This is a genomic window from Banduia mediterranea, from assembly GCF_031846245.1.
GTDB lineage: Bacteria > Pseudomonadota > Gammaproteobacteria > Nevskiales > Nevskiaceae > Banduia > Banduia mediterranea.
Genome location: NZ_JAVRIC010000006.1, coordinates 41,649 through 65,437, shown reverse-complemented (window position 1 = coordinate 65,437; position 23,789 = coordinate 41,649). Strand labels below are relative to the sequence as shown.

The following is a 23,789-nucleotide window of genomic DNA, read 5'->3' as shown; positions in this document are numbered from 1 at the left end:
GGCAGACGCGCCGCGTTTGACGCGGCGGCGATGCCTGCGCGATAAGTGAATCCCCTCCAACAATAATGGCAACCGGCAAGGGAGTCTGAACATGGCAAGCTTCACTCAACGCATGCTTGGCGCGGCCAAGCTCGATGTACCCACGTTCGAAGAGGTGGAAGCCGATACCGGCGCGACCGCCCAGGCGCTGGGCGTGGTCGTGATCGTGGCCATCGCGTCCGGGATCGGCGCGCTCGCGGTCGGCGGCATCGGCCTGCTGATCATGACGGTGCTGATCTCGATTCTCGGCTGGGCGGTCTGGGCCGGCCTGGTGTGGCTGATCGGCACCAAACTGCTGCCGGAAGCCCAGACCAGCTCGGATTGGGGCGAAATCGCGCGCACCACCGGCTTCGCGCAGAGTCCGGGCGTGTTGCTGGTCCTGACCGCGATTCCATCCCTGGGCGGTCTGATCGGGCTCGTGGTCAGCATCTGGATGCTGGTGGCGATGATCGTCGGCGTGCGCCAGGCCCTGGACTACACGCAGACCTGGCGTGCCGTGGTCGTGGTGCTGATCGGCTTTGTCGTCAACATCGTGCTGCACGTCCTGCTCGGTCTCGGCTTGGCGTCCTGAGCCACCAATCCGGACCTCGCGCGACCGCCGTTCGCAGTGCTGCTGCGGTCGCGCGATGCTTTCCGACTCGTTCGCGCCCTCCCGTGTCCGACGCCACGCTCGTCATCACCCGTTCGGTCTCGGTCTCGCTGAGCGAGATCGAATGGACCGCGATCCGCGCCCAGGGCGCGGGCGGACAGCACGTCAACACCACCTCCAGCGCGGTACAGCTGCGCTTCGACATCCCGGCCTCCAGCCTGCCGGATGCGGTCAAGCAACGGCTGCTGGACCGCCCGGATCGGCGCCTGTCGCAGGACGGCGTGCTGATCATCAAGGCACAGACCGAGCGCAGCCAGGAACGCAATCGCCAGCACGCTCTGGAACGGCTGCGCCTGATCCTCGAAGCGGCCACGCGCGTTCCGCGCGTGCGCAAGGCGACGCGGCCCAGCGCCAATGCCAGGCGCAAGCGCGTGGACGAAAAAACCCGGCGCGGTCGGACCAAGCGGCTGCGCAGCAGCACGGACGATTAAACGAGCGCGGCACATCCACAGCGCCGGAAGCGAAGCCGCGTTTGCGTATGATTCGCACGACATGTCCGTACTCTCGACAGCACCCTCCGGCGCGCTCCGGCTCGGCGATCGCCTGCTTATGGAGTTGGTGTGCCTGCGCGAAGAAAACGCCGGCCATCCACCCCACACGCCCGACGCCGATGCCCGCGCGATCGCGGCCGGCGGCGACTTCGCGCAGCGGCTCGCCACCCGCGCCCAGGCCCTGCCCGGGTCGGACGCACGCCTGCGCGCGCTGCGCCGTCTGCGCCGCAGCGCGCTGGCGCTGGTCGGCATCGTCCTCACGCTCAGCGGCATCGCCGGCATCGCCGCCGCCAGCACCACGCTGGGCAGCCGCCAGCCGGTCAGTCTGCCGCTGCTGGTCTGTGTGCTGGTGGGTTTCAATCTGCTGAGCCTGCTGCTGTGGTTGGCGATACAACCCTGGTCCAGCCGCGCCGCACCGGGTCTCGGCCGACTGATCAGGCAACTGTGGACCCGCTGGGAACGACACGCCCTCGCGAGTTCCGGGCCCGCCGAGCCAGCCGACAGCAGTGCGCTGGACGCCATTCGCCTGCTGGCGGGCGGCAGCAGCGGTCGCTGGCTGCTGGGCGCCGTCGTGCATGCCGCCTGGCTTGCGTTTTCTGTGTGCGCGCTGTTGACACTGGCGGTGCTGCTCTCGGTCCGCGCCTACGAGTTAGCCTGGGAAACCACTCTGCTGAGCCCGCAGGCACTGGCGCAATGGGCGCGCTGGATGTCGCTGGGCCCGGCGCTGCTCGGTGCCACCGGCCCCGAAACCCTGCCCGTGGACGGGGCTCTGGACAGCGGTGCCCGCGAAGCCTGGGCCGTATGGCTGCTCGCCGCCCTGGTGGTCTATGGCGTGCTGCCGCGACTGCTGGCGCTGCTGGCCTGCGTGGCGCTGGCAATGCGCGCGCTGTCGAACATCGGCCGTGACCTGACGCGACCCGGCTATGCGCGCCTGCGCACACGTCTGCTGCCGGATCACGTCGGTCTCGGCGTCGTCGATCCGGCGTCGGAGCGCCCCTCGGCGCCGCGTCGGCGTGTGCCAGGCCGTGCCGCGCATGGACGAGGCCGCCTCGCACTCGGGCTCGAATGGGCGCCGGACGATGTCGATGCGATCGAGTCGCAGTGGCAGTGCCACTGGCTCGGCATGGCCGACAGCGCGGAGCAAGGCCGCCAATTGTTGGATCAACTCGCACAAGCCCGAACCGGCCGGCTGATCTTTGTGGCACGCGCCACCGCCACACCGGACCGCGGCAACGAGCGCTTCGCGGTCGAGGCGATCGACGCGGCGCAGGTTCCGGCGATTCTGGTGCTCGCGGCCTTCGAACGCCTGCAGGCACGCGGCAACGAAGCCACGCAACGCCGCCTCGACGAATGGCAGGCCTTTGCCACGCGCGCGGGCATGGATCGCGTGCTGCCCTGGTGCGCCGACGCGACAGGCGCCCTGCCCGCCTTGTCCGAGGACGGGATCAGCGCATGATCCGCAGCGATGCCCTGTCACTGGCCGTGGTCGGCCACACCAACACCGGCAAGACCTCGCTGCTGCGCACGCTGACGCGCGACAGCCGCTTCGGCGAGGTCTCGGACCGGGCCGCGACCACGCGCGACGTGCAGGGCGCGGCGCTGCTTGCCGACGGCAAGGCGCTGGTCGCGCTCTACGACACGCCGGGGCTGGAAGACGCCAGCGCGCTGTCGGACTTCCTCGACACCGTGCCGGGCCGCCATGCCGACCCGGTGGCGCGCATCGAAGTCTTTCTGGCCGGCGATCACGACCAGGGCCGTTTCGAGCAGGAAGCCAAGGTGCTGCGCCAGCTGTTGCGCAGCGAGGCGGCACTGTACGTCATCGACGCACGCGAACCGGTGCTCGCCAAGCATCGGGACGAACTGCGGGTACTGGCCGAATGTGGCCGGCCGCTGCTGCCGGTGCTCAACTTCACGGCGAGCGTGGACGCCGACCCCGGGCAATGGCGCAGCCAGCTGGCGCGCATGGGTCTGCATGTGATCGCCAGCTTCGACACCGTGCTGTTCGATTTCGAGGCCGAACATGAGATTTTCGAGAAGCTGGGCGTACTTCTGGAATCTCGCAGGTCCCAGCTGGAGCACCTCGGCGCCTCACGCGACGAGGATCGAAATGCCCTGATCCTGGCAGCAAGCCGCAGCGTCGCCGAACTGTTGGTCAATGTCGCCGGCCTGCGTCTCAGCGTGCCGTCGGACGGCGACGAACCCGCCGCCCGAGCGCGCTTGCAGGAGCGCGTGCGTGCTGCGGAACAAATTTGCGTCGACACGCTGCTGGGCCTGTTCCGCTTCGAACTGAACGCCTACGAACCGCCGCAATTGCCCTTGCAGCAGGGCCGCTGGCAGCTCGACCCCTTCGACCCCGAGGCGATGCGCATCCTCGGGGTGCGCACCGGTTCGGCGGCGGCCGCCGGCGGCATGGCGGGTCTCACCGTCGATGCCTTCACCGGCGGCCTGAGCCTGGGCGCGGCCGCCCTGATCGGAGCCGGGCTGGGCGCGGTCTGGGGCGCCTCGGGTCCGTTGGGCCGGGAAATCTCGGATCGCCTGCGCGGACATCACACGCTCGTGATCGAGGCCGGCACGCTGGCCGTGCTGGCCGGCCGGCAGACACAGCTGCTGCGCGCCCTGCTGCGCCGCGGCCACGCGGCCCAGGAGCAGCTGCGGACCGGCAGCGCCGCCGGCTGGCCGTCGCCGACGGTTGCCCGACAGGTGCTGCGTGCGCGCGCACATCCCGAATGGTCGGCGCTCAACAACGCTGCGGAAGAGGCCTTGCCGGAGGCCGTGCTCCGGCCGCTGGCGCTGGCGATCGCGCAAGCGCTGGACGGCGGCGCTGAGGCGGCATCCGAGCCCGTCGGAATTCAGTAGCAATTCAGCGCCGAAAGGCTTGAATCGAAGCATCTCGCAGCTTGATTCGCGTCCGCCCCGAAGCGGTTCGGACGCAGGGACGGCTACGCCTCATGGACCGGTATCACCCAAGGACGACGACGATGAAAACCACCTTCTTTCTGCATGCCTGTGGTCCGCAGGGCACGCTCAAGACGCTGGCGCGCTGCTTCTCGATGTCCGATGCGCGCGACAAATTGCGGCGGCACGAGGTCCCCAAGGGCGTTCGTCGCTGGATCGGCGAATACCGCTCCGGCCGGCTCGTGGCCTCGCACGAGCTCTGAGCAGCAACCGTCCACGAGCCGGCTTTCGGACCCAGGTTTCAGAATCAGTGCTGCGGGTGGCCCCCCCGGAGACCGCAGCACCGGTGGATCGGGCGAACGAGTTCCATGGGGCGCCTCCTCCGTTAGCGTGAATCACGCGCGGCGTGATGCCGACCGACCCTCGCCCGCTCGCGAATGCGAGCGGTGGTTGAGGGCTACGGCCATGCCGCAGGCGATTCATTGTGCAGGGTGCTGCTTGCGGCATGGGCGTTAGCCGTGGCGCAAGCTCGGGCCGCGCCGAATCGAGTCCAGTCGGGTGCGGCTGCGAGATCGCCAAAGCTGGCAAGGCAGCCGCCGTGCATCACAGCTTGCGTGCCGGGCTGCGAACCGGCCCTGAATATCGGCGCCGGATCATTGGATTCAGTCCAGAAACGCCGAGGCGACCAGCTCGTAAGAGCGCAGACGCGCCACCGGATCGTGCAGATTGCTGACGATCATGACTTCATCGGCTGCGCAGGCCGTCGCCATGGACTCGATCGCCGCGCGCACCTGCGGCGGCGTGCCAACGATGGTGCGCTGGCGGTACTCGGCCACGGCCTCGCGTTCGAAATCGGTATAGGCATGGGCGGCCGCTTCCTCGGGGCTCGGCAGCGGCAGGAACTCACCGCGGCGAATACGCAGCCACGCCAGGTCCATCGTCGAGGCCTGGCGCTCGGCCTCGGCTTCGGTCTCGGCGCAAACCACCGCCACGCCCAGAATCGCGTGCGGCCGCGCAAATGCCTCGGACGGCTGGAATGAGGACTTGTAGGCCTGGAACGCCGGCGCCGCCGGTGTCGGACTGAAATGGCTGGCGAAGCTGTAGCCCATGCCGGCGGCGCCGGCCATGCGCGCACTGGCGCCGCTGGAGCCCAGAATCCAGATCGGCGGCAGCGGTACGTCGTCCGGCATCGCGCGAATCTTCCTGAAAGGATGGCCCTCCGGAAATCCGCCGTGGCAATAGGCCCACATCTCGGACAGCAGCGCCGGAAACTGTTCGCCTTCGAAGGCGCGCAAGGCGCGGCTCGCGGCCGGCTCCGAGCCGGGCGCGCGGCCCAGGCCGAGGTCGATGCGGCCCGGATGCAGGCCGGCCAGCGTACGAAAGGTCTCGGCCACCTTCAGCGGCGAATGGTTCGGCAGCATGATGCCGCCGGAGCCCACGTGGATGTGGCGGGTGGCCGCAGCGACATGCGCGATCAGGATTTCCGGTGCGGCGCTGGCCACACTGGGCATGCTGTGGTGCTCGGCGAACCAGTGCCGGACGTAGCCCAGGGACTCCGCCAGACGCGCCAGATCCACCGTGCGACGCAGGGACTCGGATGCAGTGGAGCCCGACGGCACGGGCGCCAGATCGAGCACGGACAGGGGAATGGACATGGGACTCCTAGACAAGGCGATGGCCTCATTATCCGCCTTCATGGCTTCGAACCCACGTCCGGATCCGAATGGCAGATATCGTCATGGTCCGGACACGGTGGGCATGCCATTAATGGCGTCCGGGATCCTATAACCTCCGAATAACCATGTACGTGCTTTCGCCCCGCCTCCGTCACCACGGCGCAGCCGCACTTTTGCTGAGCCTGGTCGCGATGCCGGCACTCGCCCAGGACGTGCAGACCGAGGACGGTGAACCGGACTCGACGCGTCCGACCAACAATCGCGCGCCGGTGCAACTCGAAGAAATCGTCGTCACCGCGCAGAAGAAGGTCCAGAACCTCCAGGACGTTCCGGTCTCGGTCGGCGTGGTCGATACCCAGGCCATGCGCGATGCCGGCAGCTTCGACGCCGGCGATCTCGAAAACCGCGTCGCCAACGTGGAGATCGACATCGATCCGCAGGCGCCGGTGATCGGCATCCGCGGGTTCGCGACGGAAACCGACAATGTCGGATTCGATCCCTCGGTGGGCCTGTCGGTGGACTACGTGGCGCTCGGCCGACCGGAATTCGTGGCCGACGGGCTGTTCGATCTGGAACGCATCGAAGTGCTGCGTGGTAGCCAGGGCACCTTGTTCGGCAAGAACACGATCGCCGGCGTGATCAATTTTCTCAGCGCCGAACCGTCCCCGTATTTTTCGGGCGATGTGCTGGCCAGCATCGGCGATCCGGACCAGAAGCGCGTCGAGGCCGGCGTCAGCGTGCCGCTCGGAGACTGGCTGTCGGCGCGCCTGTCCGGCCTGTACTGGGACCGCGACGGCGAGGTCGACAACACCACGCTCAATCGCACCGAAGGCAATCTCGAACAGCGCGCCGGCCGCCTCAAGCTGATGGCGACGCCGGGCTCCGGCTGGACCCTCGGCCTGTCCGCGCAGTACTCGGACACCAGCGTGGATTACCCGCCGTGGCAGTTGTTCGACGCGGCGCCGGCGGCGCTGGCCTATTCGCGCGAATACGATCCGCAGACCGAGGACGATCCGCTCGATACGCAGACCGCGATGAACGTGCCGGGCTACGTCGAACGCACCTCCGACCTGTCTCGCGCCCTGATCGAATACGATCACGGCGCGGTGCTCGGCCTGCAAGGATTGACCAGCACCGCCGTGATCGGCCACGCCGCCTTCGATCTCGCCACGATCATCGACATCGACGTGAGCCCCGCCGATTTGATCATCACCGACTTCCGCAACGACTTCAGCCAGGACTCGATCGAACTGCGCACGGCCGGCGAGGCGGGCTCCCTGTTCGGCCTGGGCGGGCATGTCGAGTTCGTCACCGGCGTCTACGGCTATCGTTCGGACCTTGAAAGCCACCTCGACACGATCGCCGGTGACAACCTGGTCGGCTTTGCCCTGAGCGCCGCCGGGTTCGATGCGCTCGGACTCGGCGACATTCCCGGCACCGGCCTGATCGCCAGCCTGCTCGATGCCCTGCAACCGCTGCCGGGCATCCCGATCAACGATCAATTGCTGCGCGGCTTCGAGCAGGACAGCGAGAGCCATGCGGTGTTCGGGCAGATGACCTGGCATCTCGGCGAACGCCTGGCCACCATCGTCGGCCTGCGCTACGGCGTGGAGGACAAAGATGCGGATTTCGACGTGCAGACGGTGGGACCGGGGCTGGTCGGCCTGGTGGTCGGCGCCGATACCTTCACGACCTCCCTGAACCGACACGAAACCGACTTCTCGCCGAAGCTGGGGTTGCAGTACGAGTGGTCCGACGACTTCATGAGCTTCCTCACCTGGACGCGCGGCTTCAAGGGCGGCGGCTTCAACGCCACCGCCGAATCCGCGGACAATCTGGAATTCGAACCGGAGCGCGCCAGTTCGTTCGAAGCCGGCTTCAAGAGCCGCTGGTTCGACCGTTCGCTGACCTTCAACCTCACCGCCTACCGCACCGAAGTCGAGGACCTGCAGGTGGTCGACTTCGTGAACGTCTCCTATGAGGTCAACAACGCGGCCGAGGCGATCCTGCAAGGCGTGGAGATCGAGGCCAACTGGCGCCCGTCGATCGCCTGGTTCTCGCTGGCGACTTCCATGGCCTACGGCAAGGCCGAGTACGACAGCTATCCCAATGCGCCCGCCGCCGAGGACGGCAACGACAGCTGCGGCATTCCGGACGGAGACGGCCGCCAGGACCTGAGCGGCTGCACCCTGCCGAACGCCCCGAAGTTCACGGCCGCGCTGTCACCCTTGTTCACGCTGCCGATCGGCGAAACCTACGCGCTGCGCTGGGGCGTGGACCTGAGCTATCGCGGCGAACAGTATTCGGCCTCCGACCTCGACGCGCACAGCCGCCAGGGCGGCTACACCCTGATCGGTTCGCGCCTGGTGTTCGGCCCCAGCGACGAACGCTGGGCCATCATCGTGGCCGGCACCAACCTCAGCGACAAACGCGCCAAGGATCTGGTATTCGACAACAGCGTGTACGCGGACACCTACGTGTCCCAGCAGATTCCGCTGCGCAGCCTGGTGGCCTCATTCCGCGCCAGCTGGTAGCGACGAATGCCGCGGCTAACGCAGGAATTGGGTCCGCTTTTCAAGCTGGAAGATGGACTCGCCGATCTCTTCCAGCCTTGCTGACAACAGTGCCTGGGCGTCGTAGAGGCCGCGATTGTAGAAGTACGAACCGATTTCGGAGGTAAAGAAATCCAGCAGGAATTCGGCATCGAAGCCGCCGATCGACTGCTGCATTTCCTCCTCGAAATAGCCTTGAATCCGCGCCACGATCAAGGCCTTTTCTTCCTTGGAGAACTTGATTTCGCTCATCGGCAATGACCGCCCGCCTGCCGCTCAGTAAATCAGTTTGATGCCTGCATAGACCGTGCGTCCCGGTCCCGGCTCGTAGTAGCGGCCGAAGCTGGCGTTGATGCGCAGATTGTCGTAGTACTCGCGATCGAACAGATTGTCGACACCGGCGTAGGGCTCGATGCGCAGATCGCTCAGCGGCAGGCTAGCGGCGACACGCAGATTGCTCAGCGCCACGCCGTTTGCGCGCTGGGTATTGGCATCGTCCGCCTCGTAATGATCGTAGGCGACCACGTTGACACGCGCACTCCAGATTCCGTGCGCCCAGGCCAATTCGGCGAAGCCCTGATGACGCGGCAGGCCGGGCACGGTGTTGCCGGCGTAGTCGACACCGTCCAGCGTGTATTCGTCGAAGCGGTTGCGCGACCAGGTATAGGCAAGACTGAGCTGCCAGGCGCTCGACAGACGCCAGTCCAGCGAGGCCTCGACGCCATCGCGACTCGAACGACCGGCGTTGCGGTAATAGGTACGTCCGGACTGGCCCTCGATTTCGTAGGACAGCAGTTCGTCGTCGAGTTCGATGTTGTACAGCGCCAGCTCGTAACGGAATGCGCCGCCGCGGCCCTTGAACCCGAGTTCGCGATTGAGCGCATGCGCGGCTTGGAGATCGCGATTGAAGCCACCGCCGTCCGGGTTGGCCAGTTCATTGATCGTCGGTGATTCGAAGGAATCGCTGAGACGCAGATAGAGACGGTGCTGGCTGGCAATCGCGTACTCGAGTCCGCCCGCCAGGCTCCATTCGTGCAGCGTGCGGCTACCGCCATCATCGCCGTCCGACTCGAAACGGTCGTCGACCGCCAGCTTGAGTCGGTCGTAACGGACACCGGCACTGACGCTGAATCCGCCGCCCAGCTCGACCTCGCCTTCGCCAAACAAACCGGCGCCGTCGGCCTTCTCGCGCTGATGCAGGGTCTCGGCACCGCGCAGACCGCCCTCGCCGTTGTCATAGCGATGCCGGTCGTCGCGCTGCGCTTCCAGGTCCAGCCCCACACTCCATTGCTGCGCCAGGCCGAACCATTGGCTACGCCGCATGTATTGCGCGCCGGCACCACCGAAATCACGGTCGAACGCGCTTTGGCCACCGCTGCTGAACGGCAGGCGATTGGCGAATTCCCGCTGGCCGGCGTACAGCCAGAGCCGATAGCTGTCCTGTTCCGACAGCGGCGCATCCCAGGCGGCCGACACCCGCTGCTGCCGGATCGTCTCGCCGGCGTCGTAGAGCAGGTTATTGGGTGCGGCCTGACTGCGATCGGCCTGGACTTCACCGGCATTGAGCCCACCGGGATCGAGGCTTTCGTTGTCGATCGCGTTGAGATTGAGACGCAAGCTTCCCGCCGCTCCCTGATAGCTCAGCTTGCCGCTGAAGGCATCGGATTCGCCGCGCCCCTGCGCACGCGGGCCATCGCTGCGCAAGCGACTGTAGGCGCCCAGTCCGCTCCAGTTGCCGGCCGTGCCGCCGGCGCTGGCACGCTGGCTGCGATAGCCGAGTTCACCGCCGGACAGGTCGAGACTGGCCCCAAAATCGGGCGGCGGTTCGCGCGTCGTCAGCGCCAGCACACCGCCGGCAGCATTGCCATACAGCGTGGACGCCGGACCGCGGATGACTTCCACGCGATCGACCAGCGACAGATCGAAACCATCGAGTTCGGTCTGTCCATCCGGCAGGGTCAGCGGTACACCGTCGACCAGCACGCGGATACCGCGCACACCGAAGCTGGCGCGCGCGCCGAAGCCGCGAATCGAAAGGCGCAGGCCCTGCGAGAAGTTGTACTGGTTCTGTGCGAACACGCCGGGCACGCGCTGCAGCGATTCGGCCAGGCTCAAGGCGCGATCCGCCGTCAGGTCCGCGGCACCGACCGAGGTGATCGCGGTGCCTGCATCCAGCCAGTCACTGTCGACGCGCTGGGCGTGGACCTCCACTGGCGCCAGTTCGAGCGGTGGGGAAGCGGTCTGCGCGTAGGCCGACGAGACCGAAAGCACCACCAGCAATGCCGAACGCTCAGCGAGCGCCCGCCGCGATTTTCTGATTTCCATGAATCTCCCAGGACGCACCGAAACGTGTCATGCCCTCGACACGCATCAAGATCGCGCGGCATTACAGCGGATACCTCGACCGATGTCCATTCGCGCTTTGGGAGCGTTGCCGCGACTGGCGGCGTGATTTACCGCGCGGCGTAGGGCATCAGCAACCTCTCGCACCACGATCGCGCGCTGGTATCTCAAGCTCGGCGGCATCTACGGCGGTGCCGGCTGGCATCCGCTGCTGCGCATGACCGACCTCAACCGCCGCAAGGCGCGCGTCGATGCAGCGCATCCTCGCGCTGGCTTTCGAGCGTGTGCTCGTCGCCCATGGCGACAACATCGAGCACGACGCGCATCGCGTGATCCGCGAGGGCTTGCGCGGATTACCGAACAGCATCGAGCCAGCTCGGCGATCACGCTCGGTCTTCGAGCCGGTGAGGCCTTGCATCTGGCGGTTGCCCACAATCAGGGCGCCGAGCGTCTGTACACCCTGGACCGGCGACTGATCGCCGCCGCGCGCAAGCTCAAGTTCAGGGTGGCGAGCCCGATCTGATGCATCCCGCGAGCATGGCCCGCCCTACGGGAAAGCCCGATTGGTAGGGCGGCCCATGGTCGCCGGGATAGTTCGCGCCTCCGACTAACGGCCATGCCGCAAGCAGCACCCTGCACAATGAATCGCCTGCGGCATGGCCGTTAAGCTTGAAACCAGGCTTAGACGGGGCTTGCCGGCCGGCCGCTGAACGGCAGGCGGGACGCCGGCTACCGTTCAGGCCGCCAGTTCCTCGCGCATCAGATTGAGCAGACCACCGCACAGGATCATTGCGATCTGCCGCTCGCTGAGAGCGTGTTCGAGCGCATAGTCCTGGTCACGCGTGTGGTTGTGCAGTGTCAGACGGGTCTCACCGCTTTCGAGTGCCTCGCGCACGCCCTCTAGGTGAAGCTCGTCGCCCTGCTGCAGCGTGTCGTAGTCCTGCGGGTCTGCGAATTGCAGTGGCAGGATTCCGAAGTTGCAGAGGTTCTGCCAGTGAATGCGTGCGAAACCCTTGGCCAGCACGGCGCGCACACCAAGATAGCGCGGCGCCAGGGCCGCATGTTCGCGACTCGAACCCTGACCGTAGTTGTCGCCACCAATCAGGAACGAGGCCGCACCGCGATCCCGCGCTTCCTCGGCGCGTTTCGGGAAACTGCCGTCCACGGCGGCGAAGACGAACCGGCTGATCGCCGGGATGTTGCTGCGAAACGGCAGCACGCGGGATCCCGCCGGCATGATTTCGTCGGTCGACACGTCATCACCAAGCTTGAGCAGCGCCGGACCCCGCAGGGCATCCGGCAGGGCTTCGGCGTCCGGCAGCGGCACGATGTTCGGGCCCATTTCAAGGTCGGAACCGGCATCCTGATCCTCCGGTTCGATCACGCCCAGCGTGCTCAGGCACAGGCGTTCCGGTTCAAAGACTTTGGGATATGGCCTGTCCAGCGTCCGCGGGTCGGTGATTGTTCCGCTCAGCGCCGACGCCGCCGCCGTTTCGGGACTGCACAGGTAGACCTGGTCTTCCTCGGTACCGGACCGGCCCGGAAAATTGCGCGGCACGGTACGCAGGCTGATACGCCCCGACGCCGGCGCCTGACCCATGCCGATGCAACCGTTGCAGCCGGTCTGGTGCAGGCGCGCACCCGCGTGAATCAGGGTGTTGAGCAGACCCATTTCGGACAGATTTTCGAGAATCTGCCGGCTCGCCGGATTGATATCGAACGAGACGCGGTCGTGGACCGAGCGGCCGTCCACGATCATCGCCGCCACGGCGAGATCGCGCAGTCCCGGATTCGCGGACGAACCGATGTAGCACTGGTAGACCTCGCGGCCGGCCACCTCCGCCACCGGCACCACCTTGCCGGGGCTGCTCGGCAAGGCGATCAGCGGTTCGAGCGTGGACAGGTCGATCTCGTCGTGCTCGTCGTAGTCGGCATTCTCGTCCGCCGCCAAGGCCTCGAACTGATCTTCGCGACCCTGGCTCGCCAGAAACCGTCGTACCGCCTCGTCCGCCGGAAACACCGTGGCGGTCGCCCCGAGTTCGGCGCCCATGTTGGCGATCACATGGCGGTCCATCGCGCCGAGATGGGCCAGACCCGGTCCGTGGTACTCGATGATGCGGCCAATGCCGCCGTCCACATCGTGGCGGCGCAGCATCTCCAGAATCACGTCCTTGGCGCTAACCCAGTCCGGCAAGCGGCCACTGAGCCTCACGCCCATGATCTTCGGCATCTTCAGGTAGAACGGCCTGCCGGCCATTGCCAGCGCGACTTCGAGACCGCCGGCGCCGATCGCCAGCATGCCCATGGAACCGGCCGCACAGCTGTGGCTGTCCGAACCCAGCAGCGTACGGCCGGGTCGACCGAAACGCTCCATGTGCACGGCGTGACTGACGCCGGTGCCGGGGCGACTGAACCACACGCCGAAGCGCCGGCAGGCACTGCGCAGAAACAGATGATCATCCGGATTCTTGAAGTCGGCCTGCAGCAGGTTGTGATCGACGTACTGCGCCGAAACCTCGGTGCGCACGCGTCCCACCTTCATCGCCTCGAATTCCTGCATCACCAGTGTGCCGGTGGCATCCTGCGTCAGGGTCTGGTCGATCCTGATCGCGATGCTTTGGCCGGCATTCGTCTCACCTTCGACGAGATGGGATTCGATGAGCTTGCGGGCGAGATTGAGCTTGGACATGGAAGGCTCTCCAGGGTGCCCGCTGCATGAGACACCCGAGGCTATGAATCCGCCGTGAATTTCGCTGAGGCCTGGCGTCGGCGCGGCCGCCAGATCATCAGGGGATGTGCGAAAACGGCACCCAGCACGATGGCGAGCCCGCCGTAGAACGCCAGCCCCAATTCGTGCTGCTCACCGAACAGCAGCATCGCCAGCACGATGGCGTACAAGGGTTCCAGGTTGACCGCGAGCTGTGCGCCGAAGGCCGACAGCTGGCGCAGGGCCACCAGCGACAAGGTGAATGGCAACAGCGTGCAGCCCAGTGAGAGCACCAGCAGAAGACCGAAGTCGCGTGCGTCCGGAACGATGAACGAGGGCCCCGGCGCCAGCGGCGCCAGCAGCGTCAGAAACAGCGCGCCACCGGTCAGTTCGATCGCGGTGACGACCACGGCATCGGCCTGCATCACATAGCGTTTGTTGAGTGCGCCGAACATCGCGTCAAGCAGGGCCGAGAGCGCGCCGACCAGCACGCCCAGGCGCATGTCGGCGGTCACGCCGCCTACCAGCAGGGCCACGCCGGGCACCACGGCGATTCCGAGCAGAACCTCGCGCGCATCGAAGCGCCGCCGAGCCACCCAGGGTTCGATCAAGGCCAGGAGCACCGGCGCCAGCGCGATGCAGGTGACCCCCACCGAGGCATTGGAAAGCTTGATCGCGGCGTAGAAGGTCAGCCAGTGCAGCGACACCACCGCGCCGATGCCGGCGTAAATCGCGATCAGGCGCACAGGCATCGCCGCCAGCCCGCGCCAGACCCGTGGCCACAGCGCCAATGCCGCGACCACGATCCACATGCGCCACCACACCAGGGACAGCGCCGGCAGGCTGATCAGCTTGCCCAGGATCGCGGTGAATCCCCACAGCACGACGCAGATGTGGATCTGAAACTGTGCGCGTGCGTGGGGACTCATGTAACGGCTGCGGTCGATCAGGCGCGCAGCTTGCCGACTCTGGCCGGATTTGGGAATGATTCAGCCGACGTGACGCACCGGCCGCCCCGCGATGGCCGCGACGATCGGGATCAGGCGAACCCGCTCGACCGGCTTTGCCACGTGCCCCTGATAGCCTTCGAGCAGCGCCCTGGCGCGGTCGAGGTCGCGCACGTAGGCGGTGACGGCAATAGCCGGCACCATGCCGCCGGCCTCGGCCGTGCGAGAACGGATCTGGCGAATCAGGGCATAGCCGTCCTCGCCCGGCATGCTGATGTCGCTGAGCAGCACGCGCGGCGGTGCGGTATCGAACTGCGAAAGCGCCTCGGCCACCGAGGCCGCCAGACGTACCCGCGCGCCACTGTCTTCGAGCATGCGTTTCAGGACTGCGCGCGCGTCGGCCTCGTCGTCCACGACCAGCACGTCCAGGCCTTCAAGCAGGGTCGTCGGGCTGAGCTCGGAGCCGATGGCTTCGGCGGGCTCGGATGGCCGCGCCACCAATCCCAGTTCGTATTCGAAGGCAGTCAGGTCACGCGGCAGCACCACCCGGAAGCAGGCGCCGTGACCCAGGCCCTCACTCTCGGCGACGATGCGGCCGCCATGCAGTTCGACGATCTGCTTGGCGATCGACAGCCCCAGGCCAAGCCCCCCGTAACGGCGCGTGGTGGAACCATCGGCCTGACGGAAGCGATCGAAGATGAACGGCAGCGCCGAACGCGGAATGCCGTCGCCACTGTCTTCCACAGTGATTTCGGCCGTGGCGCTGTGGGTCACGGTTCTCACCTGCACACGACCGCCCGGCGGAGTGAACTTGATGGCGTTGCTGACCAGATTCCAGAAAACCTGCTTGAGTCGCGTGGCGTCTCCGGAAACCCAGCACACGGTCTGGTCGAAGTCGGTCTCGATCCGCAGTGCCTTGTCGTGAGCCGAGGGGTGCAGGGCTACGATGCATTCGGTCAGCAGTCGAGCCACATCAAGCTGCTCGTGCACCAGTTGCAACTTGCCGGAGATGACGCGGCTCATGTCCAGCATGTCGTTGATGATGGCGTTTTGCGCCCGGGCGTTGCGCTCGATGGTCTCCAGACCTTCGCGCAGTTCGCCCTCCGCCCCCATCCCCAGAATCTGAGCCCAGCCGGTGATGGCGTTGAGGGGCGTACGCAGCTCGTGGCTCAGCATCGCCAGAAAATCGTCCTTCATGCGACTGGCGCGCTCGGCCTCGGCACGCGCCGAACGTTCCGATTCGAGCAGGTATTCGCGCTCCTGCTCCACCCGCTTGCGCTGCGAGATGTCCATGGTGACACCATCGAACCGGGTCGGCTCGCCGTTGTCATCGCGGTAGCCGCGGCCGATGGCGCGCAGCCAGCGAAAGCGACCATCCGGCGCGACGGTCCGGTATTCGATGTCGTAATTCTCGCCTCGGTAAACCGCCGCGTTCACGGCCTCGCGCGCAGCTTCGCGGTCATCCGGATGCAGACGCGCATAGAACAGGTCGAAATCGACTTCTGCGTCCGGTGCCAGCCAGAAGTGTTCCTTGCACTTGGCGTTCCAGACGATCCGTCCCATCGGCATCGGACAGTAGAACGTGCCCAATTCCGCCGCATCCACAGCCAGTCCGAGGCGTTCCTCGCTTTTGAGGTACTCGCTCTGAATCCGCTTCTGCTCGCTGATATCGCGTGACACCACCAGCAGGTGAGCCGGCAGCGCGTCCGAGGCCGGCAACAGCGATACCGTGACGTCCCACCACGCCGGCGGCCGTTCACCAACACTGCGCAGCGCTTCGAAACCTGCGGTTTCGCCGCGACGGGCGCGCTCCAAGGCGGAGGCGGCGCATTCACGCTCCTTCGGCGCCCACAAGTGGGTCCAGTCCTGGCCCAGCAGCGCCGAGGCCTGATCCACGCCGAGCGCGCGGCAGGCTGATTGGTTGATCAGCACCAGCCGTCCCTGAAGGTCGAGCACCTTGATAGGGTCGCGATGGCCCGCGATCAGGCGATGGGCGATGGCGCTGACATAGGGTGCATCTCCGCGCACGTCGGCGGGCGACGTGGGCGACGGCGCCACATCCCCGGTCCGGTCCGACAGCTGGCCCGAGCTATCCACGCTGCGACTCACGTTTCCGCCCCCGTGGCTGCTTCTGCAACCGCATCCTGTACTGTGCTTCGGCCTCAAGGCATGCGACATTCCATGCCTGTCGGCTGACGTTAGCGAAAGTCACGGCCCGCGTCGACAAAAAAGCACGGCTGCCCGCGCCAGTGCACAATGACACTTCGTCGTACGCTGGCGCACGACAGGTGTCGCCTCCGCGCGCTCGCCCGCGTTCCAGCCTTTACCTGAACCGCCACGCCTGCACCCAATGAACAAGGAAACGCTGCCGCCGCAACCGCAACCGCCGGTGGACTACGACTGCTGCGGCGGCGGTTGTGCCGACTGCGAGCTGACGCTGTATCTGCGTCGGCTATCCGAATGGCAGCGCTTGCACGGCAATCGACCGGAACCCGCCGCATGAAGCTGATCGAAGTGGTCGCCAGCCAACGCAGCCTGCCGACCGTGCAAGCGATCGCGGACAAATACAAGGCTTACGATTTCCGTACCGGACCGATTGGTGAAGACGACATGCGCGCGATGCGCATTCTCACCCGCGACGACAAGGTGCAGGCAGTGCTCGACGCGCTGCAGTCGATCCTCGGCGCACAGCCTAGCGCGCGCGTGCTGGTGATTCCCGTCGATCTCACGATTCCGCAGCCGGACGAGGATTCCGCCACGATGGCGCGTGAAGCGCTCTATAACATGGTGGAGCGCAATGCGCGCCTCGACGGCAACTATCTGCTGCTGGTACTGCTGTCGACGATCGTGGCGGCAATCGGTCTGGTCGAGGACAGCGCCGCCGTGGTCATCGGCGCCATGGTCATCGCCCCGCTGCTGGGTCCGAACCTGGCGCTCGGTCTGGGCACCGCGCTCGGTGACCTCGAACTGATGCGCAAGGCGGTGCTGACCACCCTGGCGGGCGTGGCGCTGGCGGTGGCCCTGTCATTGCTGCTGGGTCTGCTGTGGCCATTCACGGCGGATGCGCACGAGTTGCTGTCACGCACCGACGTCGGCATGGAGTCGCTGGCCCTGGCCCTGGCTTCCGGTGCTGCGGCGGCGCTGTCGCTGACCACCGGCCTGCCCAGCGTGCTGGTGGGCGTAATGGTCGCCGTGGCGCTGTTGCCGCCGGCTGCCGCGCTGGGCCTGATGCTCGGTCACGGCGAAATCCGGCTCGCCACCGGCGCCGGGCTGTTGCTCGCGGTCAATATCGTCAGCATCAACCTGGCGTGCAAACTGGTGTTCCTGCTCAAGGGCATTCGTCCGCGCGACTGGTGGGGCAAGGAAAAGGCGAAACGCGCGATGTGGATCTATCTGCTGGTCTGGCTGTTCACGCTGCTGGTGCTCGGCGTGATCATCGTTCAGCGCGACGCATTGCCGGCGTGAATCGGGTCGTGACGCAGCGATCCACGTAGACAGGCGTACCGGTAGGTGAATTCGGCGCCGAACAGGAAGATCTGCGCCGAGTAGTAGACCCACACGATCAGCACCACGAAAGCCCCGGCCGCGCCATAGGACGAGGACACGGCGGCGCTGCCGATATACAGGCCGATCAGATACTTGCCGATCGAGAACAGCAGCGACGTCACGGCCGCGCCGGTCCAGACGTCGCCCCATGCGTTGTTCACGCTGGGCAGCAGTTTGTAGATCATGCCGAACAGCAGGGTCACGATACCGAAGGAAACAGCGAAGTTGAGCAACTGGATCGGCGCCTGCCAGCCGCCGATGCGATCCTGCCAGAATGTGCCGATCGCGGTGATGACTGCAGTCATCACCAGCGACACCGTCAGCAGGAATCCCACGCCCAGAATCACACCGAAGGACAGCATGCGCCGCCGCACATAGCCAGTGACGCCACCAATCATCGGCACCTTCCAGATACGGTCGAGATTGGCCTGCAACTCCATGAACACCGTGGTGGCACCGATCATCAGAGTCGCCACGCCGATCAGCACCGAAATCAGGCCGCGCCCGGGATCGTGCGCACTACTGAGCGCGGCCTGGATCGCGGCACCGCCGTTTTCGCCCACCAGCTCCGTAAGCTGGTCGATCAGCGCGCCGCGGGCCGCCTCCTCACCAAAGAACAGACCGGCCACGCTGATCACGATCAGCAGCAGTGGCGCCAGCGACAGCACCGTGTAGAACGCGATGGCCGCACCCATGCTGGAGGCACGGTCCTGCGACCAGCCGATCGCGGCAGCCTTGATCAGGCCGAACAGCTCACGCCCGTTCATCGATATCCGCTTGCGGCAAATGGACGATTCACTTTGCGCCGATCAAGACAATGCCGCGTCCACCTGAGAAAACGCGGCATCGTCACTTCGACCTTTACGCGACGGCAGGGCCGTACTCAATGAGGCTTGTAACCGCCGCTCGCCTCGCCCCCCAGCGCGGTCCTCGCCTGCTCGGCGGCGGCACCCGCGGCGCCGCGCAGACCCTCGGCGCTGAGACCGCGCCGGTCCAGATCGTCCATCACCGTGTCGTAGGTGTCCCGCGCGGCGGACTTGGCACGTTCGTACTGACTCTGGGCAGCATCGCGCGCGCGCGATTGCAAGGCGGCGCTGTGCGAACCCAGCAGCCGCTCCTCACTGCGCGAGCGCGGCAGGGCCAAGCCCAGCGCGGTTCCGGCCGCCAGGCCGACACCAAGCAATATCAATGGCTGTTCGTCAGTGGCGTAGGACCAGCCACGCTGTGCCCCGCGACGCGCGGCACCGGCCCATTCTCCACTGCGGTCGGCGATGCCGCTGGCGACACGAGCGGTCGAATCACGGGCCTCCCCGAGTTTCTCCCGCGCCTGGACCAGGGTTTCGCTGAGCTTCTCACCGGCTTGCTCGCCGGCCTCGTAGAGCCGTTCGTCGACATCCTTGTCGTCGATCCCGGGCGCAGCGGCGCCGTTGCTGCAGGCGTCCAGACGAACGTCCGGATAGGTGGCGTTCGAATCCTGCGCCAGACGCCCCGCGGCATCCTCGGTGGTGTCGCTGCGGCTGCGCAGTCGACTGGCGACCAGCCAGCCCAGACCGGCACCGACCAGCAGAAACGGCACCGGGTGATCCCGGACCGTGCGTCCCACGCCGCGTGCCATTTCGGGCGCACCGGAATCCTTGGCGAAGCGGACCGCGCGGTCCGCGAGCTGCCTGGGCGAGGCCTTGTCCTTCAATTCGTGCAGCGTGTCGGACAGCTTCTCACGCGTATCCTCGATCCGGCGTTCGATCTGGGCGGTATCCGATGAATTGGCCGTGTTGTAAGGGGTTTGTTTGTTCATGCTCATCTCTCCTTGACGACCGCGACATCGCGGCGCAGTTGTTCGATGGTGCGTTTCGGGGTGATACGGATCGCACGGACTTCGCGCAGACCCTTCAACAGAATCAGGACGCCAAATACCAAGGACACAGCGGCGACCAGCAGCGAACTCCAGGGCTCCGGAATGCCCGCCATGGTCAGCAGCAGGATTGCGGTGTCGAGCAGCAGCAGCACGGCGATACCGCAGAGCACCACGCCGGCCAGAATGATCGCCAGGGCGCCGCCGATCGCGGCGATCCGGTCGCTGGTTTCCGATCGGGCCAGATCGAGTTCCTGGCGAAACAGCAGACTCGCCTGGACGATCAGGTCCGACAGCAGATCAACGATGGGACGGGGCTCACGCATCACTCTAGGGCTCAGACGCGCGCGCCGGTTCCGCTCTTGAGAAACCGTGCAGCCAGGAATCCGATGGTGGCCGCTCCGATCAAGCTCGCCGTCGGATACCGCCGGACCGCTTGATTGAGCTCCGCGTAGAGTTCCATCGGCTCACGGCGACGCAGTTCGGCGGCGAGATGCTCGATACGCTGCGCCGCTTGCTGACTGTAGTCGGCCACCGCCGGAACGGAACTGCCGATATCCTCACCGGAGCGCTGTACCAGCCCGGCAACGCTATCGAGCCGTTCGGACCCACGCACGCTCTGCTCGCGGGCGAAGGTCAGAACCTGTTCCTGAGTCAGCTTCAACAGATCCCGCGCCAGGCCCCGCCACGGTGAACCGCCGCTGTCGTTGCTGGCTCCTTGCGCGTCGCCGCCCGGCGCGCCGGAATCGGTCGCAGCGCCATTGCTGGCATGGGGTGGCCTGCTGTCGGGGGCGTCTTCGGGGCTCATTCCGAACTCGGTTGCAGTGCTCATCGGGCTCTCCTCATGCAGGGAGGTGACAGTCATCAATTGCGTCCTCCTGTTCCGACAGTGGCGTATCGCCAATGCGGTGCTTCGCCTGACACTGTTGATGTCCAAGTGCGAATGCTTGGAAAGCACCCTATCGAATCAGTGGCGAACGCGGCCTGAATGACCGTTTTTGCTCGGATCCCGGCGGCCGCAGCCGGTACCATCGGACAGGATCCGAGAGATCGCCGCATCCGCTCCACTCAAGCACAAGGAAATCGATGATGCGCACCGAAAGTGATCAGGCTTGATGGGCGACAAGGCGAAGCCTCCATCCCCTGGACGCCCTTTCGCATGCCGGTGGCGATGACATGCTCGATTCGCTGAGCCCGAACCGCCTCGGTCTGGCGGTCCTGAGCCTGTTCCTGCTGTTCGCCGCGCTGTTGCTGTTGGCACGTCTGAGCGTACTTGCGCTGAATCCGCTGCTGCGCGGGCTCGACCGGATTCGTCTGGCGATCATCCGGCTGGCAGCGAATCGCGGCGGCCTCTCGGCGCGCGCACTGCTGCCGCTGCTCGACCGGGATCAGCGCGAACTTGCGGCGCTGCTGGTGGCCAGCCTGATCCTGCTGGTATGCGGCATGGCGTTCTTCGAAATCGCCGAATCCGTGGTCGAAGGCGAGACCATGCTGCACCTCGACCGCAGCGTCTGGAGCGCACTCCAGTCACTGCACAGCGAGCCCGTGGACCGTTTGATGGTGGTCCTGACAGGGCTCGGCGGCGCCATCGTCACCGTACCTCTGGCCTTGAGCATCTCGGCCTGGCTGGCGTGGCGCCGACAATGGGCGGTGATCGCCTACTGGCTCGCCGCCGCGCTGGCCGCACGGGCTTCAGTGGTATTGCTGAAATGGGCACTTTCGCGTGATCGCCCCGGCAATATCTACGAAGGTTTCGACCGCTACTCGTTTCCCAGCGGTCACGCCGCCGGCAGCGCAGTGATGTATGGATTCCTGACGGTACTGCTTGCCTGGCAACGCCCCTGGAACCTGCGCTTGCCGCTGTTCGCGGGTGCCAGCGTGCTGATCTGCATGGTCGGATTCTCGCGCCTGTACCTGGGCGTGCACTGGCTGTCCGACGTGGTGGCCGGTTACGCGCTGGGCCTGGCCTGGGTGGCGCTGTTCAGTGCCGCATTCATCCGCTTTCATGGCACGACAAGGCTCAAGGCACGGGCGCTCGCCGGCGTGGCGCTGTTGAGCGTCACGCTGGCGAGTGTCTGGAATGCGTATTTCCATCTGGATGAGACGCTGGATCGCTATCGCGAAGCACGCGCCAGCGCCACGCTCGGCGAGCTGCCGCCGCTGTCGTCCGAGGACGAAGCGGATGATGACGACGAAGCCGAGGAGGAGGACGAAGGTTGAGTGGCGCTCAGGCCAAGGCCACGCCGACCAGCGCCAGCACGAACAGTATCGGACCGGCGCCGTACAGATAGCGCCTGATCAGTGCGCGCGCCTGATCGCGACTCATCGGCTGCGCCGGCACGGCATCAAGCCGACGCGCATCCTTCGCCGCCTGCCGATGACGCACGATCTTGATCAGCAACAAGGCGCCGACGGCCAGCACCGCGGCCAGCACCGGATAGGCCACCGCCCAGTAAACCTGCTGGACACTCATGCTCGCAGACGCCGGCTTACTCGATCACGCCGCAGGCGATGCGCGAACCGCCGCCGCCCAGCTTCTCGGGGTGGTCGGAGAAGTTGTCACCGCCTTCGTGGATCATCAGCGCGTGGCCTTCAAGATCGGCCATCTCCAGGCGTGGCGCGAGCACAGGCTGTACCGCCGCGCCATCGGCCGTGACGTACAGAGCTGGCAGATCGCCGAGGTGGCCTTCGCCCCAAGGCAGGCCGTGCATGCCGGTTTCCTCGGGGTCGTAATGACTGCCGGCGGACGCGGCGGCGGTCATCTTGCCGTCCTTGCTCGCCGGCGCGCAGCTCGCCCCTTCGTGCAGGTGGAAGCCGTGCAGGCCGGGCGGCAAGCCGCCAAGCTTGGGCGTCAGCACCACACCGTATTCCGTGTCGCCGAGTGTGACGGCGCCCAGCGATTTGCCGACACCCTCGGCGCTGACGCTGTGCATCACCACGCTGGATTCGGCATGGGCGGCGCCGCACAGCATCAGGCTGGCGAGAGCGCAGGCATTGAGAATTCTGCTGTTCATGTCGCTGTCTCCGGTTGGGTTGGATGGGGACCTGGACCGTGTTTCAAGCGTCGGCGTGCGCACTCCAAGACAAGGGCGTGCGTTCGAGCAGTTGCACGCAGAAGCGTCGATCCCGATCGAACCAGCGACGCGTCGCATGCAGCTTGGCGCGTGCGGCCATACCTTCGACGTCGTCCAGCGAATACTTGGTGCTGTATTCGACCAGCATCGCCTCGCCCTTGAGGAAGCTGACGTCCTGGCCTGACACGCGCACCGCCTGATCAAAGCGGCTGATGATCCGGGTTTCGATGCGTCCGGCCTCGGGGTTGTAGCGCGCCTGGTGCTCGAAGCGATCGAGTTTGAAGTCGCCTTCGAGCTCCCGGTTGATCCGGGCCAGCAGGTTGAGCGTGAATTCGGCGGTGACGCCGGCAGCGTCGTTGTAGGCCGCCTCCATGCTGCCGATGTCCTTCTTGAGATCCAGTCCGACCAGTGCCGCGCCATACGGACCCATGCTCAGACGCATCCCGTGCAGCAAGGCGTCGGCCTCCGATGTCGCGAAATTGCCGAGGGTCGAACCGGGGAAATAGATCACGGTGCGTCGCGGCTCACGTGCGGGACGCGGCAGACACAGCGCCTGCGTGAAATCGGCGCAAACCGGTTGCATCTGCACCTGCGGAAAGTCCTCACGCAGCTGCGCCACGCTGTCGTCGAGCGCGCTTTGCGAAATCTCGATCGGGACGTAGCACACCGGATTGCGCAAGGCTTCGAGCAACAGGCGGGTCTTGAGGCCGGCGCCACTGCCGAATTCGATCAGGCGCACGTCAGGACCCAGCGCCGCGGCCATCGAAGCGGCCTGGTCGCGCATGATCTCGAGTTCGGTGCGCGTCAGATAGTACTCGGGCTGATCGCAGATCTTCTCGAACAAGGCCGAGCCTTCGGCATCATAGAAGTACTTCGACGGCAGGCGCTTGGGGCGCCCCGAAAGCCCACGAATCACTTCGCTGGCAAAGTCGTCGTCCGGCAGGCTGAACTGCCTGAAATCGGTTTCCCTGAGTCTTGTCGCTTGCACAGCTCGGTTCATGCGCAGGCTCTCCTTGTT

At 66.1% G+C, this 23,789-nt stretch carries 22 protein-coding genes; 9 read left to right on the top strand and 13 right to left on the bottom strand.

Going from position 1 to position 23,789, the window contains the following annotated elements; genetic code table 11:
- Positions 1-91: 91 nt before the first annotated feature.
- The 5 genes from RM530_RS06035 (at position 92) to RM530_RS06015 (ending at position 4,337) form a co-directional block, all read left to right on the top strand.
- Positions 92-610 (top strand): YIP1 family protein, encoded by a 519-nt coding sequence (locus RM530_RS06035; protein WP_311364318.1) that lies wholly within the window; start codon positions 92-94, stop codon positions 608-610.
- A gap of 83 nt (positions 611-693) precedes the next feature.
- Positions 694-1,119: an alternative ribosome rescue aminoacyl-tRNA hydrolase ArfB gene (gene arfB / locus RM530_RS06030; protein ID WP_311364317.1), complete on the top strand. Its 426-nt coding sequence runs from the start codon at positions 694-696 to the stop codon at positions 1,117-1,119.
- A 61-nt stretch (positions 1,120-1,180) separates the two neighbouring features.
- The gene (locus tag RM530_RS06025; protein ID WP_311364316.1) at positions 1,181-2,635 is read left to right on the top strand and encodes a DUF2868 domain-containing protein; all 1,455 of its coding nucleotides are present in this window, start codon (positions 1,181-1,183) and stop codon (positions 2,633-2,635) included.
- On the top strand, positions 2,632-4,035 hold the full coding sequence (locus tag RM530_RS06020; protein WP_311364315.1) for a GTPase/DUF3482 domain-containing protein: 1,404 nt from the start codon (positions 2,632-2,634) through the stop codon (positions 4,033-4,035). Before RM530_RS06025 ends, RM530_RS06020 begins: the two co-directional genes overlap by 4 nt.
- A 122-nt stretch (positions 4,036-4,157) precedes the next feature.
- Entirely contained in the window at positions 4,158-4,337 is a 180-nt protein-coding gene (locus RM530_RS06015; protein ID WP_311364314.1) for a hypothetical protein, read from the top strand.
- A 399-nt stretch (positions 4,338-4,736) separates the two neighbouring features.
- Here the strand turns inward: RM530_RS06015 and RM530_RS06010 are convergent, their stop codons facing one another.
- Positions 4,737-5,729 (bottom strand): LLM class flavin-dependent oxidoreductase, encoded by a 993-nt coding sequence (locus RM530_RS06010; RefSeq protein ID WP_311364313.1) that lies wholly within the window; start codon positions 5,727-5,729, stop codon positions 4,737-4,739.
- Between the two features lie 194 nt (positions 5,730-5,923).
- Between RM530_RS06010 and RM530_RS06005 the strand changes: the two genes are divergently transcribed.
- On the top strand, positions 5,924-8,284 hold the full coding sequence (locus RM530_RS06005; RefSeq protein ID WP_311364312.1) for a TonB-dependent receptor: 2,361 nt from the start codon (positions 5,924-5,926) through the stop codon (positions 8,282-8,284).
- Positions 8,285-8,299: 15 nt separating this feature from the next.
- Here the strand turns inward: RM530_RS06005 and RM530_RS06000 are convergent, their stop codons facing one another.
- From RM530_RS06000 to RM530_RS05980, 5 genes are all read right to left on the bottom strand, one after another.
- Complete coding sequence (locus RM530_RS06000; RefSeq protein ID WP_311364311.1) at positions 8,300-8,554, bottom strand: DUF2164 domain-containing protein; 255 nt, start codon at positions 8,552-8,554, stop codon at positions 8,300-8,302.
- 24 nt (positions 8,555-8,578) lie between these two features.
- A complete protein-coding gene (locus RM530_RS05995) occupies positions 8,579-10,627 on the bottom strand; it encodes a TonB-dependent receptor family protein (protein ID WP_311364310.1) in 2,049 nt (682 codons plus the stop codon).
- A 754-nt stretch (positions 10,628-11,381) separates the two neighbouring features.
- Positions 11,382-13,334: an aconitate hydratase gene (locus RM530_RS05990; protein WP_311364309.1), complete on the bottom strand. Its 1,953-nt coding sequence runs from the start codon at positions 13,332-13,334 to the stop codon at positions 11,382-11,384.
- 41 nt (positions 13,335-13,375) lie between these two features.
- Positions 13,376-14,281: a DMT family transporter gene (locus tag RM530_RS05985; protein ID WP_311364308.1), complete on the bottom strand. Its 906-nt coding sequence runs from the start codon at positions 14,279-14,281 to the stop codon at positions 13,376-13,378.
- 60 nt (positions 14,282-14,341) lie between these two features.
- A complete protein-coding gene (locus tag RM530_RS05980) occupies positions 14,342-16,396 on the bottom strand; it encodes a hybrid sensor histidine kinase/response regulator (protein ID WP_311364307.1) in 2,055 nt (684 codons plus the stop codon).
- A 253-nt stretch (positions 16,397-16,649) separates the two neighbouring features.
- Between RM530_RS05980 and RM530_RS05975 the strand changes: the two genes are divergently transcribed.
- Together RM530_RS05975 and RM530_RS05970 are read left to right on the top strand one after the other, a co-directional pair.
- Positions 16,650-16,802, top strand: a complete 153-nt coding sequence (locus tag RM530_RS05975; protein WP_311364306.1) for an oxidoreductase-like domain-containing protein — start codon at positions 16,650-16,652, stop codon at positions 16,800-16,802.
- Positions 16,799-17,764, top strand: coding sequence for a TIGR00341 family protein (locus RM530_RS05970; RefSeq protein WP_311364305.1), 966 nt, complete (start codon positions 16,799-16,801; stop codon positions 17,762-17,764). Before RM530_RS05975 ends, RM530_RS05970 begins: the two co-directional genes overlap by 4 nt.
- Here RM530_RS05970 and RM530_RS05965 read toward each other — a convergent pair.
- From RM530_RS05965 to RM530_RS05950, 4 genes are all read right to left on the bottom strand, one after another.
- Positions 17,740-18,612: a YihY/virulence factor BrkB family protein gene (locus RM530_RS05965; RefSeq protein WP_311364304.1), complete on the bottom strand. Its 873-nt coding sequence runs from the start codon at positions 18,610-18,612 to the stop codon at positions 17,740-17,742. The two genes, RM530_RS05970 and RM530_RS05965, sit on opposite strands and share 25 nt — an antisense overlap.
- A 116-nt stretch (positions 18,613-18,728) precedes the next feature.
- Positions 18,729-19,640, bottom strand: a complete 912-nt coding sequence (locus RM530_RS05960; RefSeq protein WP_311364303.1) for a DUF3618 domain-containing protein — start codon at positions 19,638-19,640, stop codon at positions 18,729-18,731.
- A 2-nt stretch (positions 19,641-19,642) separates the two neighbouring features.
- Positions 19,643-20,023, bottom strand: coding sequence for a phage holin family protein (locus RM530_RS05955; protein ID WP_311364302.1), 381 nt, complete (start codon positions 20,021-20,023; stop codon positions 19,643-19,645).
- 11 nt (positions 20,024-20,034) lie between these two features.
- Complete coding sequence (locus RM530_RS05950) at positions 20,035-20,529, bottom strand: hypothetical protein (protein WP_311364301.1); 495 nt, start codon at positions 20,527-20,529, stop codon at positions 20,035-20,037.
- Positions 20,530-20,873: 344 nt separating this feature from the next.
- Between RM530_RS05950 and RM530_RS05945 the strand changes: the two genes are divergently transcribed.
- Positions 20,874-21,917, top strand: a complete 1,044-nt coding sequence (locus RM530_RS05945; protein WP_311364300.1) for a phosphatase PAP2 family protein — start codon at positions 20,874-20,876, stop codon at positions 21,915-21,917.
- A gap of 7 nt (positions 21,918-21,924) precedes the next feature.
- Here RM530_RS05945 and RM530_RS05940 read toward each other — a convergent pair whose 3' ends face one another.
- From RM530_RS05940 to egtD, 3 genes are read right to left on the bottom strand one after another with little or no spacing between them, the layout of a single operon-like run.
- Positions 21,925-22,170, bottom strand: a complete 246-nt coding sequence (locus RM530_RS05940; RefSeq protein ID WP_311364299.1) for a hypothetical protein — start codon at positions 22,168-22,170, stop codon at positions 21,925-21,927.
- 16 nt (positions 22,171-22,186) lie between these two features.
- Positions 22,187-22,711, bottom strand: a complete 525-nt coding sequence (gene sodC, locus RM530_RS05935) for a superoxide dismutase [Cu-Zn] SodC (RefSeq protein ID WP_311364298.1) — start codon at positions 22,709-22,711, stop codon at positions 22,187-22,189.
- Between the two features lie 43 nt (positions 22,712-22,754).
- Entirely contained in the window at positions 22,755-23,771 is a 1,017-nt protein-coding gene (egtD, locus tag RM530_RS05930; RefSeq protein ID WP_311364297.1) for an L-histidine N(alpha)-methyltransferase, read from the bottom strand.
- Positions 23,772-23,789: the final 18 nt, after the last annotated feature.

Bases quoted from the DNA above. Each gene is read 5' to 3' on its own strand.
- RM530_RS06035 (WP_311364318.1), top strand. From the start codon at position 92: ATGGCAAGCTTCACTCAACGCATGCTTGGCGCGGCCAAGCTCGATGTA.
- RM530_RS06025 (WP_311364316.1), top strand. From the start codon at position 1,181: ATGTCCGTACTCTCGACAGCACCCTCCGGCGCGCTCCGGCTCGGCGAT.
- RM530_RS06020 (WP_311364315.1), top strand. From the start codon at position 2,632: ATGATCCGCAGCGATGCCCTGTCACTGGCCGTGGTCGGCCACACCAAC.
- RM530_RS06015 (WP_311364314.1), top strand. From the start codon at position 4,158: ATGAAAACCACCTTCTTTCTGCATGCCTGTGGTCCGCAGGGCACGCTC.
- RM530_RS06010 (WP_311364313.1), bottom strand. From the start codon at position 5,729: ATGTCCATTCCCCTGTCCGTGCTCGATCTGGCGCCCGTGCCGTCGGGC.
- RM530_RS06000 (WP_311364311.1), bottom strand. From the start codon at position 8,554: ATGAGCGAAATCAAGTTCTCCAAGGAAGAAAAGGCCTTGATCGTGGCG.
- RM530_RS05995 (WP_311364310.1), bottom strand. From the start codon at position 10,627: ATGGAAATCAGAAAATCGCGGCGGGCGCTCGCTGAGCGTTCGGCATTG.
- RM530_RS05990 (WP_311364309.1), bottom strand. From the start codon at position 13,334: ATGTCCAAGCTCAATCTCGCCCGCAAGCTCATCGAATCCCATCTCGTC.
- RM530_RS05985 (WP_311364308.1), bottom strand. From the start codon at position 14,281: ATGAGTCCCCACGCACGCGCACAGTTTCAGATCCACATCTGCGTCGTG.
- RM530_RS05975 (WP_311364306.1), top strand. From the start codon at position 16,650: ATGAACAAGGAAACGCTGCCGCCGCAACCGCAACCGCCGGTGGACTAC.
- RM530_RS05970 (WP_311364305.1), top strand. From the start codon at position 16,799: ATGAAGCTGATCGAAGTGGTCGCCAGCCAACGCAGCCTGCCGACCGTG.
- RM530_RS05965 (WP_311364304.1), bottom strand. From the start codon at position 18,612: ATGAACGGGCGTGAGCTGTTCGGCCTGATCAAGGCTGCCGCGATCGGC.
- RM530_RS05960 (WP_311364303.1), bottom strand. From the start codon at position 19,640: ATGAACAAACAAACCCCTTACAACACGGCCAATTCATCGGATACCGCC.
- RM530_RS05955 (WP_311364302.1), bottom strand. From the start codon at position 20,023: ATGCGTGAGCCCCGTCCCATCGTTGATCTGCTGTCGGACCTGATCGTC.
- RM530_RS05950 (WP_311364301.1), bottom strand. From the start codon at position 20,529: ATGAGCACTGCAACCGAGTTCGGAATGAGCCCCGAAGACGCCCCCGAC.
- RM530_RS05945 (WP_311364300.1), top strand. From the start codon at position 20,874: ATGCTCGATTCGCTGAGCCCGAACCGCCTCGGTCTGGCGGTCCTGAGC.
- RM530_RS05940 (WP_311364299.1), bottom strand. From the start codon at position 22,170: ATGAGTGTCCAGCAGGTTTACTGGGCGGTGGCCTATCCGGTGCTGGCC.
- sodC (WP_311364298.1), bottom strand. From the start codon at position 22,711: ATGAACAGCAGAATTCTCAATGCCTGCGCTCTCGCCAGCCTGATGCTG.
- egtD (WP_311364297.1), bottom strand. From the start codon at position 23,771: ATGAACCGAGCTGTGCAAGCGACAAGACTCAGGGAAACCGATTTCAGG.